At 71.6% G+C, this 10998-nt stretch carries 8 protein-coding genes; 1 reads left to right on the top strand and 7 read right to left on the bottom strand.

Going from position 1 to position 10998, the window contains the following annotated elements; translation table 11 throughout:
• Nucleotides 1-144: 144 nt before the first annotated feature.
• Both AB0L29_RS34930 and AB0L29_RS34925 read right to left on the bottom strand, forming a co-directional pair.
• Nucleotides 145-1092, bottom strand: coding sequence for a hypothetical protein (locus AB0L29_RS34930; RefSeq protein ID WP_365833294.1), 948 nt, complete (start codon nt 1090-1092; stop codon nt 145-147).
• Between the two features lie 90 nt (nt 1093-1182).
• Nucleotides 1183-2745 carry an AMP-binding protein gene (locus AB0L29_RS34925; protein ID WP_365833292.1) on the bottom strand — a complete coding sequence of 521 codons (1563 nt, stop codon included), beginning with the start codon at nt 2743-2745 and terminating at the stop codon, nt 1183-1185.
• A gap of 115 nt (nt 2746-2860) precedes the next feature.
• Between AB0L29_RS34925 and AB0L29_RS34920 the strand changes: the two genes are divergently transcribed.
• Nucleotides 2861-3112, top strand: coding sequence for an acyl carrier protein (locus AB0L29_RS34920; RefSeq protein WP_365833290.1), 252 nt, complete (start codon nt 2861-2863; stop codon nt 3110-3112).
• An 89-nt stretch (nt 3113-3201) separates the two neighbouring features.
• On the opposite strand, the gene AB0L29_RS34915 is transcribed toward AB0L29_RS34920, so the two are convergent.
• From AB0L29_RS34915 to AB0L29_RS34895, 5 genes are all read right to left on the bottom strand, one after another.
• On the bottom strand, nt 3202-4158 hold the full coding sequence (locus AB0L29_RS34915) for an ACP S-malonyltransferase (protein ID WP_365833289.1): 957 nt from the start codon (nt 4156-4158) through the stop codon (nt 3202-3204).
• A 52-nt stretch (nt 4159-4210) separates the two neighbouring features.
• On the bottom strand, nt 4211-5467 hold the full coding sequence (locus AB0L29_RS34910; RefSeq protein ID WP_365833287.1) for a pyridoxal phosphate-dependent aminotransferase: 1257 nt from the start codon (nt 5465-5467) through the stop codon (nt 4211-4213).
• A gap of 29 nt (nt 5468-5496) precedes the next feature.
• Nucleotides 5497-6822: a lysine 2,3-aminomutase gene (locus AB0L29_RS34905; protein WP_365833285.1), complete on the bottom strand. Its 1326-nt coding sequence runs from the start codon at nt 6820-6822 to the stop codon at nt 5497-5499.
• Between the two features lie 244 nt (nt 6823-7066).
• Nucleotides 7067-7978: a proline iminopeptidase-family hydrolase gene (locus AB0L29_RS34900; protein ID WP_365833283.1), complete on the bottom strand. Its 912-nt coding sequence runs from the start codon at nt 7976-7978 to the stop codon at nt 7067-7069.
• A gap of 114 nt (nt 7979-8092) precedes the next feature.
• Nucleotides 8093-10998 (bottom strand): type I polyketide synthase (locus AB0L29_RS34895; RefSeq protein ID WP_365833281.1); only part of this gene is annotated, 2906 nt, incomplete at its 5' end.

The following is a 10998-nucleotide window of genomic DNA, read 5'->3' as shown; positions in this document are numbered from 1 at the left end:
TCCGGGCGGGGTCCGCTTCGGGCCGGTCCCCGCCCGACGCCTGCGGCCCGTGCACTGCGGGCCCTTAAGGTTTCCCCTCAGGAGCCGCAGCGGCCGGGCCCCTGGGGGCCCGGCCGGACTGCGTCGTGAGGGGGTGGCGGTCGGTCAGATGCGGCGCAGTACGAAGTCGTCGGCCGTCTCACCGCGGAAGAGGTACTCCGGGCGGCCGCTGAGCACGTAGTCGCCGTGCGGGGTGGGCAGCACGTCCGTCGGATTCTGCTCGGGCCAGGGCTGGTGGTGGACCGTCTTGGCCGCGGACCAGTCCCCGTCCACGGGGCTGAGGACCGTCACCGCGTCCTCGCCGTTCTCGTTGGCGAGCTTGTTGCTGACGACCACCATGGTGCCGTCGGCGCGCAGCGCGAAGGCGTCGCCGCCCAGGATCGGCCCGCCCTCCAGCTCGACCTGGTAGACCTCGCCGGTCTCGGTGGAGACCCGGGCCAGCAGGCCCGTGGTGTAGTGCATGGCCAGCAGGTAGCCGGCCGGGTGGACGCGGATGCCGATCACGCCGGCGCCGGTGCCCAGTTCCCAGCCCGGCGACAGGGCCTGGCTGTCCACGAGGACCTCGGCCTTGCCCTCGACCGTCACCCGGTAGATCTTGTTCGCCGCCGGGTCGCTGACGTAGGCGGTGCCGTCCTCGGCGAGGGCTATGCGGTCGGCTGCGTGCATGGGCTCGGGGCCGAGGGCGAGGTCGACCAGGAACTGCTCCTCGCCAGTGGTGAGGTCGTAGACGGCCATCCCTGATTCCTTCAGGTTGGTCTCCGGGGTGGAGCGGGCACCGATGCCGAGGTCGTGGTAGCCGAGCAGCAGACGGTTGCGCGGCACGTCGACGGTGATGCCGACGGTCGACACGATCCGCGGGTCCGGGTCGGTCACCAGCGGGGTGATGCGGCCGCTGCCATCGACGATCGACGCGGTGCCGTGCCGGGTCGAGCTGACCAGGAACGCCTGGCGGTTGGGGTCCCAGTCGAACCCCTCGGGGTGCAGGGCGTCGGCGTGCCCGGTGATGACCTCGGCGAAGGGCGCCTCGGTGCCGGTGGTGATGCTGTCGGACATGGTCTTCTCCTGTTCGTGCGGTGAGCGGGTCGTCGGTGCGACGACGGGGGTGCGACGACGGCGGTGTGGCTGTCGGCGGTGGGGCAGGGGTCAGTTGACGGACGGGGTGCCGAGCGGCAGGGACGCCTCGGCACGCAGTTGCTTCCGGTCGACCTTGCGGTTGGAGTTGAGGGGGAAGGCGTCGACGTGCCGGTAGTGCTTGGGGACCATGCCCTGCGGCAGCAGTCCACGCAGCCGGCCGGCGAGCGTCGCCGGAGAGGTCTCGACACCCGTGTAGAAGATCACCAGTTCGGTGCCCGAGTCGGTGGTCCTGGGTACCGCGACGGCGTCCTGGACGTCCTCGCAGGAGCGGACGGCGTGCTCGACCTCGGCCAGTTCCACCCGCCAGCCCTGGATCTGCACCTGCGAGTCCAGGCGGCCGAGGTAGATCAGCTCCCCGTTGTCCAGTCGCCGTACCCGGTCGCCGGTGCGGTACCAGGTGCGTCCGTCGTGCCGCAGGAAGCGCCCGTGGTCGTGTTCGGGGTCGAGGTATCCGGTCGTCATCTGCGGTCCGGTGACGACCAGTTCGCCCTCGTGGTCGGTGGGCCTGTCGTCCTCGTCGAGCAGCAGGTGGTCGTGTCCCTCGTGGACCGTGCCGATGGGCACCAGGCCGTTGACGCACAGTCCCGGGGAGGTCTCGGGCGACCAACGGTGGCCGGTGACCGTGACGGTCAGCTCCGTCGGCCCGTAGATGTTCTCCAGGGTGGAGGCAGGTGCGGCGGCCTGCCAGTCCACGGCGTCGCTCTCGCGCAACGCCTCCCCCGCGAACAGGCTCCAGCGGAGCGAGGCAAGGGTGCCCGGGCCGAGACCGCCGGTCCGGCGGATCAGGGAGACGGTGCTGGGCGTGGAGAACCACACGGTCATCCGGCGCTCGGCGACGAATTCCGGCAGGTCGCGGAAGGCGAGCAGCGGCACCGGGTGGATGCTGCCGCCGGCGCCCCACGCGCAGAACATGTCGAACATCGCGCAGTCGAAGTTGACGTCGAAGGTCTGTGAGAAGACGTCGTCCGCGTCGAAGTCGTACCGGGCGTCCATGAGCTCGAAGTAGTGCGTGGTGCTGCCGTGGGAGATGGGCACGCCCTTGGGGCGGCCCGTCGATCCCGAGGTGAACAGGATGTAGGCGCGGTCGTCCGGTGCGACGGGCCGCGGCTCGGCCAGGGCGTCGCGGCCGTGGACGGTGATGCGGCTGAAGCCGCCGTCCCCCGCGGCGCTGTGCGGCGCGAGCACCGGCGGAGCGGAGTCGGGGCCCAGCGCCTCGGCCAGGGCGGTGAGCCCGGCGTCGTCGGCCAGCACCGCCGAGACGCCCGCATCTTGCAGCATGCTCCGGGTCCGGGCCGCGGGGAACGAGGGGTACAGGGGTACCACGGTGGCCCCGGTGTAGAGGCCGGCGAGGATTCCGGCGTAGGCCTCGATGCCCTTGGCCGCCAGGACCCCGATGGCCCGAGGGGGGCCGGCCGGGTTCGCCAGCAGCGAGCCGGCCCACTGGAGGGCGAGGTCGTGGACCTCCTCGTAGGTGAAGGTCCGCGTTCCCGTGTGGAGTGCCGGGCGTCGCCCGGAGACGGCGAGCCCGCGCAGGAATCGCGCGTGCAGCGCGTCCTCGATCTTCTTCAACATGCTTTCTCCGAATAAGGGGCTTCGCCGGTTTTTTAGGGGGTGACGGCGCTGATGCCGGAGCGTTTTCGGGAATATATTCGGTGCGATGACCCAAATCCCTGGGAAAGGATCGAAAATGTGGGACGAAAAGTTCGAGGAGACCCTGCGGAAGCACCTTCCGTTCCTCGGTGACGGAGAGGCTCTGGATTCCTCGGCCGCACTGCGGGACCTGGGGCTCGATTCGCTCGGCACAGTGGAACTGATGGCCGCGCTGGAAAGCGCCTACGACGTGCGTTTCGTGGACGACGCTCTCACCATGGAGAACTTCTCCACTCCGCAGACGCTGTGGGAGGCACTGTCCGGGCTGGCCGGCAGCCGCGCCCACTGACGGGTCGCCCGGGACCGCCCTCCGGTGGCCTGCCGGTCACCGGAGGGCGCGCCGCCGGCTCCCGCACCGGGCTGCCGCCACCGTCCGCTTCAGGCGGCGACGGCAGCCCGGCGCGGCAGCATGGCCGTCCTGGGGTTGGCCTGGACGACGTCGAAGGAGCGGCTCGTGATGCCCACCCTGCCGAACAGGCTGTCGGGGCCGCAGACATGGATCCGTCCGACACCGATCCGGTCCCGCAGGGTCGCGACGACGTCCGGCCAGCGCACGGGCAGCACATAGCCGTCGAGCAGCATCCCGCGCACCTGCTCGCCGGTGGTCAGCAGCGCGCCGTCCTGGTCGGCGACGACGGGCAGGACGGGATCGGCGAACCGGAGCCCGGTGAGCACCTCCTCGTCGATGCGGTCCCGCAGGGCGCCGAAGACGCTGCAGTGCATCGGCGGCCGCATGGTGTACAGGGGCATGCCGCCCAGGGAGCGCAGCTTCTTCTCCATCCACTCCGCGCTGTCGCCGTCGAGGGACACCATGTAGAAGTCCTCGTCGATGTGGCAGGAGATGTCGTACCAGTCGCCCCGCGCGTCCAGTTCGGCCAGCACTTCGTCGAGCTTCTCGCGGGGGGTCCGGGTGAAGGAGAGCGTCACCGCCTCCCGGTACTCCCGGGAGAACCAGTCGTTCTCGCAGCGCGCCATCTGCGCGGTCATCCGTACCGCGTCGGCGAAGCTCAGCACGCCGGAGAAGACCGCGGCGGCCTTGCTGCCGAAGCTGGGTCCGGCGACCGCGTCGGGGCGCAGGCCGTGCTCGTCCGCGGCCCAGTGGGCCAGCGCGACGCAGTTGACGAAGAAGGCGACCTGGGCGTACTCGGTGTAGTCGCCGTCGGCTTCGCGGTAGCGCTCGAACAGTGAGTAGCCGAGCACCTCGTCCGCGGTCTTCAGCAGCCGCCGCGCGTGCGGGTTGATCAGCATGAACTTCGCCACGTCGGAGAAGCGGGTGGGTGCCATGCCGGGGAAGACGAGCGCGCTGCCGGTCCGGTCGTTGGGCTGCGTTGTCATCTGTCCTGTTCTCTCCTCGTAGGCGGCCGGGCGTCGGGCGCGGGCCGGCGGGTCACGGGACGAGCTTGGTGAAGGTCTCTTCGAGACGGGTCATCACGTTCCGCACGTGCGGCAGGCCCAGCGGGTCGGCCGCGGCGAGGGACTCCTCCTGCTCCGCGGCGGTCTCGCCGTAGAGCATGCTGGTGGCGGCCTTGAACCTCAGGGCCCCCTCGGCGTCGCCGAGGTGATGGCCGGCCAGGACGACCACGCCGTACTCGTCCAGCAGGTGCCGGTGCAGGGACAGCGAGTCGGTGACGCCGAGCCCGGCGAGCTCCGCGCGCAGCGGCTCGAAGTCGGGATAGACGTAGAAGGCGCCGGTCGGCGGACGGCACAGGGCGCCGTTGGCGACGAGGACACGGTGCACCTCGCGGGCCACCACGCCGTGCAGCCGGGCGGTGGCCGCCAGCCGGTCCCGGATCTCGGGCGGCTCGGCGAACGCGTAGGCGGCGACCTCCTGCATGGGGCCGGCCAGCGTCGACCAGACCTCGCTGGCGGCGGAGACGACGCCGTCGCGGATACGACGGCCCCACGCCCCTTCGGGGAAGCGCGCCGCGCCGATGCGCCAGCCGCCCAGGGCGAGGCTCTTGCTGAGCCCCGTGGTGACGACGGTGCGCCGCGGTGCCACTTCGGCCGGGCTCAGCACCGGCGTCGCCGCGTCGTGGACGACGTCCCGGTAGATCTCGTCCGAGACGATGAGCAGGTCCTCCTCCTCCGCGATGGCGCAGATCTCCCGCACCAGGGCGGGCGGAGCGAGGGTGCCCGTCGGATTGTCTGGCAGGGTGAGCACGACGATCCGGGGGTCGTGGCCGAGGACGCGGGCGGCACGCACGGCCTCCCGCAGCGCGGCGGGCTCGGGAACGCCGCCGCACTGGTCGGGTATCGGCACGCCGATGGCCTGTTTGCCCATGTACCGGGCCTGGGGGGCGTAGGTGTTCCAGCAGGGCCGCGGCAGCAGCACGTCACCGGGGACGGTCATGTGCAGGGCCATCAGCAGCGGCTTGCTGCCGGGCGCCACGACGACCTGATCGGCCTCGGTGGGCATGCGCCGGCGGGAAAAGTATCCGGCCACCGCCTCACGGACGTCCCTGGCGCCGGCGACGGGACCGTAGGCGTTGCGCCGGGCTCCCGCCGCCAGCCGGTCGAGCAGGGGGGCGAACGCGGGCAGCCGCGCCTCGCCGAACCCGAGGTGCACGAGTGATTCCCCCACGGCGTTGCGCTCGGCCACGAGTTGGTTGAGCGCGAGGTTGGGCGATACGTTCCGGCCGGTCATGGCCGTCTCCTCTCGGATCGCGCCCGCCGTCAGGTCGTGCGGGCGCCGTTGACCGCGGCCACAAGGTCGGACGGGGTGTCGGGGTCCAGTTCGAGGGCGTCGACCCAGGCGGCGTCGGGCGAGTAGCGGGCGCGGAAGGACCGGCCGACCAGCCGGGGGTCGCGCGCCTGGAGCATCCGCAGCTGGAACTGCCGGCCCTGCGGGGTGTCGACCACACCGTCCACGGCCACCTTGCCGGGCGTCGCGGACATCACCGGACCACGCACGGTGCGGGCCAGCCCGGGCAGGGCGCGGTAGGCGTCCTGGAAGATCGTCACCGCGTCGGCCAGGGGAACCTTGAAGTACTCGTGGGGGCCCGTGTCGCGTTCGACGAACATGTAGTAGGGGACGGCGCCGGCGGCCAGTTCGGCGCACCACAGCTCGTTCCACACCTGGGCGTCGTCATTGACGTGGGCGATCAGCGGCGCCTGGCAGTAGACGAGGGCACCGGAGGCACGGATGCGGGCCACCGCCCGGCGGGCGAGGTCCGTCTCCAGCTCCCGCGGGTGGCTGAAGTGCGCCATCACGGCCAGGTTGCGGCCGGAGTCCACGATCTTCTCGAACAGGGACAGCACGTCGTCCGCATCCTGGTCGGTGACGAAGCGGTGCGGCCAGTAGGCGACCGACTTGGTGCCGATGCGGATGGTGCGCACGCTCTCGACGGCGAGCAAGGGCTCCAGGTGCGAACGGAGCCGCTCGGTCGTCATCACCATCGGGTCCCCACCGGTGACGAGGACGTCGCTGACCTCGGGGTGCTTGCACAGGTAGTCGATGAGCCGGTCCGGGTTGGGGGCGGCGAACCGCAGGTCGGCGTCGCCGACGAACTGGGCCCACCGGAAGCAGTACGTGCAGTAGCTGTGGCAGGTCTGGCCGTGCCCGGGGAAGTAGAGCACCGTCTCGCGGTACTTGTGCTGCATGCCCGGCAGGGCGACGCCGTCGTCGCTGGGGACGTTGAGCTCGCGCTGGCCCGAGGGGTGCGGGTTGAGCCGCGCGCGGATCTCCCCGACGGCCGCCCTCAGCTCCGGCCGGGAGCCGCTCTTCAGGGCCCGCGCCACCGCGCTCTCGTCCTCGGCCGCGAGCATGCCCCGCTGCGGGAACACCAGCTGGAAGATGGGGTCGTGGGGGATGTTGTCCCAGTCGACGAGTTGCGACAGTACGTATTCGTTCACCCGGAAGGGCAGCACTTCGGACACCACGCGCACCGTCTCGCGGACGTCCGCAGGCAGACCGTAGCGCTTGGCGATCTCGTCGATCTGGCGCGGTCCGTGGGCACGGAAACGCACAGTCTCGAATGAGCTGAGAGCCAGCTGGGACATTCGATATTTCCTCCGGTCTCCTGCACCATGGACAATCTGACGGAATATCTGCACGGAGTCCGAACCGACGGAAATAGATTTCTCTCCGTGATTCGAGGCAGGGAACACGCCCCAGGCATTCTCCGACCTGCGGTGGATATTCCCGGGGCTGACATCAACGGTAGATCAATAAATTCCCTCCGGAACCCCTAGGCCCCCCCTGCCCTGCCCTTAACCCCGCTTTCCCGGAAGGGGCAGGGGTGAGTCAGGAGGCATGCCCGTCCAGCTCGGCCAGGTAGCCGCGCAGCACTTCCATGAAGCGCTCCGGCGCCTCCAGATGAGGCATGTGGCTGGAGTCCGGAACGATCTCCCAGCGGGCCCGGGGGATGAGTTCGACGAACGGGCGCTGGGTCGCCGGCGTGGCCTCGTCGTGCTCTCCGGTGAGCACCAGGGTGGGCACCCGTACGTCCGGGCAGTCCTCGATCACCGACCAGTCGCGCAGGGATCCGATGACGTGGAACTCGTTGGGGCCGTTCATGGTGTAGTACACCGTCGGGTCGTTGTAGACCTCCATGAACGAGGCCATGAAGTCCCGCGGCCAGGGCGTGACCCGGCACACGTGCCGCTCGTAGAACACCCGCATGGCCTGGAAGTACTCGTGGCTGTCGGTGGTGCCAGCGGCCTCGTGACGCAGCAGTGTGTCGTTGACACCGGGCGGCAACTGGTCGCGCAGCACCTTCATCTCCTGCAGCCACAGCGGGTACGACGCCGGCGCGTTGGCGACCACCAGGCCGCGCAGTCCTGCGGGCTGCCGGGCGGCGTGCCGTACGGCGACCATGCCGCCCCACGACTGTCCGAACAGCACGTAGTCGTCGGCGATGTCGAGGTGGCGCAGCAGGTTGTCGAGTTCGTCGAGGAAGAGGTCCACGGTCCAGAAGTCCGCGCCGCGGCCCGGCAGATGGGTGGAGCCGCCGTTGCCGATCTGGTCGTAGTGCACGACCGGCCATCCGTCCTCGGCCAGCGCGGTGAGGCCCAGGAGGTAGTCGTGGGTGCTGCCCGGGCCGCCGTGCACCACCACGAGGGGCGGCCGGCCGGAACGGAGGTCGCCGGTGACGCGGAACCAGGTCTGGTGCTCACCGAAGGGCGCGGTGCCCTTGGCGCTGGGTGCCACATGCATGTCTGCCACTTCCAGAGGTCGGGTCGGGTGGGTCGGGAAAGGGGTGACACGGGAGGGGGTGGCGCGCGCGGGCGGGGCGGGGGCGGCCCGTCACGGGGACGGCGGACATCCGCATCAGACGTGGTCGTCGGCGACGAGTCCGTCGAGGGCCATGGTGATGAGGGACTCGGTGTCCATCCCGTCGATGGCCTCCGCGGTGTCCTCGCCGTGCTCCTGGACCGCCGGATCGGCGGGCAGGCCGCCCTGCTCGCCCCCGAGGTCGAGCAGGGCCTGCATCAGCCCGGACTCGCGCAGCCTGCTGAACGGGATCGCCTGGAGGACCCGCCGCACCTGCTCCTCCACCGCGGGGTCCTCACCGGTGCCCGCCGGGAACAGCTCCTCGTGCAGGCGCTCCGCGAGCACCCTGGCGTTGGGGTAGTCGAAGACCAGGGTGGCCGGCAGACGCAGCCCGGTGGCCGCGTTGACCCGGTTGCGGAACTCCACCGCGGTCAGCGAGTCGAACCCGAGGTCCTTGAACGCCCGGTCGGGCTCCACCTCCCCGCCGGTCTCGTGCCCGAGGACGGACGCGGCCTGCCCACACACGGCGTCCAGCAGCACCGCCGTACGCTCCTGGGGCGGCAGGGACGCCAGCCGCGTCCGCAGCGCCGCCGGCGCGCCCGCCGTACCGGCCGCGGCCGTCCGGCGCACGACTCCGCGTACCAGACCGCGGTAGACCTGGGGCAGGTCCTCGCCCGCACGGGCGAGGACCGCGGTGTCCAGCGCGATCGGCACCAGTGCCGGGGTGCCGAGGCCCAGAGCCGCGTCGAACAGGGCGAGCCCCTGCTCCGGGGTCAGGGCGCCGATACCGACGCGACTCATGCGCAGGCGGTCGGCCTCCGCGAGCTCACCGGCCATGCCGGAGTCGCCCTCCCACAGACCCCAGGCGAGGGATTGCCCGGCCAGGCCGTGGGCCCGGCGGTGCTGGGCTAGGCCGTCCAACAGGGCGTTGGACGCGGCGTAGTTGCCCTGCCCCGCGTTGCCGAGGGTGCCCGCGGCCGACGAGAACGTCACGAACGCCGAGAGATCCATGTGGGCGGTCAGCTCGTGCAGGTTCAGGGCCGCGTAGGCCTTGGGCCGCAGCACGGTGTCCATGCGCTCCGGCGTCAGGGAGGCCAGCGCGGCATCGTCGAGGACGCCCGCCAGGTGCACGACCGCCGACAGCCGGCGCCCCTGGAGCAGGGCCGTCACGGCCGCGCGGTCGGCCATGTCGCAGGCGGCCACCTCGACCTCGGCGCCCAGGGCACGCAGTTCGTCCGCGAGTTCCGCGAGCTCGGGTGCAGCCGGGCCACGCCGACTGGTCAGCAGCAGCTCCCGCACGCCGTACCGGCTCACAAGATGCCGGGAGAACAGCCGCCCGAGCATGCCACCCGCGCCGGTGACCAGCACCGGGCCCTCCGCGTCGAAGCGGGTGGCGGGGACCGAGTCCTCCCCGGCCGGCACCCGGACCAGGCGTGCCGCCCGGAGCGCCGCGCCGCGTACGACCACCTGGGGTTCCCCGGAGGCCAGGATCTCAGCCAGCAGCGTCACCGGGACCGCCGCTCCGTCCGCCGCCGTCCGCTCGTCCAGGTCGACGAGCACGACCCGTCCCGGGTGGGCGAGTTGGGCGGACCGGACCAGACCCCACACAGCCGCACCGGCCAGGTCCGTGACGTCCTCGCCGTCCACCGCCACCGCGCCCCGGGTGACCACGGCCAGGGTCGCGGACGACGACGTGAACCGCTCGTCGTCCGTCCACGCCTGGAGCGCTCCGAGGACCTTCCGGGTCGCCCCACCGATCCCTTCCGCGTCCGCGGCGACCGCTGTGTCGCACCGCAGCACCACGATGTCGGGCACCTCGGGCAGCGTTCCGTCGCCCGCGACGTGGACCACGTCCGCCCACCGCCCGGCGCTGAGCGCAGTGGTGGCCGCCGGAGACGGAACGGGTAGGGGTACCGGCACCCAGTCGAGCCGGAACAGCGAGTCATGGGCGGCGGACCGCCCGCCCAACTGCTCGTCGGTGACGGGACGCGACAGCAGCGACCGCACCTCGGCGACCGGCTGCCCGGACGGGTCGGTCAGCTTCAGCGACACCGCGTTCTTCCCCGCCGGCGACAGCCGCACCCGCAGGGCGGAGCCCCCGGTCGCGTACAGCTCCACGCCGGACCAGGCGAAGGGCAGCAGCCTGCCGTCACCGGATCCCTCCGGCCCGTCGGCGCCCCCGGCCAGCAGGGCCGCGTGGAGCGCGGAGTCGAGCAGCGCCGGGTGCAGACCGAACCCGCCCGCCGCATCCCCGGCCTCGGAGGGCAACTCCACTTCGGCGAACACGTCGTCACCGCGCCGCCAGGCCGCCTTCAGCCCCTGGAAGACCGGACCGTAGGCGTAGCCCTGGCCCAGCAGGGTGTCGTAGGCACGGTCCACGGCGAGCGGCTCGGCTCCTGTGGGAGGCCAGGCCGCCGGTTCCGTCACCGGTGCGCTGGGGGCGGCTGGGCCGACCGTGCCCTGGGCGTGCAGCAGCCATGGGGCGGAGACGTCGGGCCCTTGGCCTTCGGTACGGGAGTGGATGGTGACGGTGCGTTTTCCGTCGGGGCCGGGGCCGCCGACGGCGACTTGAATCTGTGCCGCTCCTTCGGGCGGGAGGATCAGGGGTGCCTGGAGGGTGAGTTCCTCGAGGTGGGCGCAGCCGGTCTGGTGGGCGGCATGCAGGGCGAGTTCCACGAAACCGGTGCCGGGGAAGAGGATGGTCTCGCCGATGACGTGGTCGGCGAGCCACGGCTGGGTATGGGGGGAGAGCCGTCCGGTCATCACGATGCCGTCACTGTCGGCGAGGGTGATCGCGGCGCCGAGCAGGGGATGCTCGACCGTGTCCAGACCGGCGGAGGCGACGTTGCCGCCGACCTGGGCGTCGACCCAGTACCGCTTGCGCTGGAAGGCGTAGGTGGGCAGGTCGACGCGGGTGACGTTCCGGCCGGCGTAGAAGCCGTCCCAGTCGACCTCGGCCCCGG

Origin of the sequence: Streptomyces sp. NPDC052701 (assembly GCF_040678355.1) — a bacterium.
Taxonomy (GTDB): domain Bacteria; phylum Actinomycetota; class Actinomycetes; order Streptomycetales; family Streptomycetaceae; genus Streptomyces.
Note: the sequence above shows the minus strand (reverse complement) of the source record. Positions and strands in the feature narration are given on the sequence as shown.

Coding starts and splice junctions, on each gene's coding strand:
- AB0L29_RS34930 (WP_365833294.1), bottom strand. CDS start 1,092: ATGTCCGACAGCATCACCACCGGCACCGAGGCGCCCTTCGCCGAGGTC.
- AB0L29_RS34925 (WP_365833292.1), bottom strand. CDS start 2,745: ATGTTGAAGAAGATCGAGGACGCGCTGCACGCGCGATTCCTGCGCGGG.
- AB0L29_RS34920 (WP_365833290.1), top strand. CDS start 2,861: ATGTGGGACGAAAAGTTCGAGGAGACCCTGCGGAAGCACCTTCCGTTC.
- AB0L29_RS34915 (WP_365833289.1), bottom strand. CDS start 4,158: ATGACAACGCAGCCCAACGACCGGACCGGCAGCGCGCTCGTCTTCCCC.
- AB0L29_RS34910 (WP_365833287.1), bottom strand. CDS start 5,467: ATGACCGGCCGGAACGTATCGCCCAACCTCGCGCTCAACCAACTCGTG.
- AB0L29_RS34905 (WP_365833285.1), bottom strand. CDS start 6,822: ATGTCCCAGCTGGCTCTCAGCTCATTCGAGACTGTGCGTTTCCGTGCC.
- AB0L29_RS34900 (WP_365833283.1), bottom strand. CDS start 7,978: ATGCATGTGGCACCCAGCGCCAAGGGCACCGCGCCCTTCGGTGAGCAC.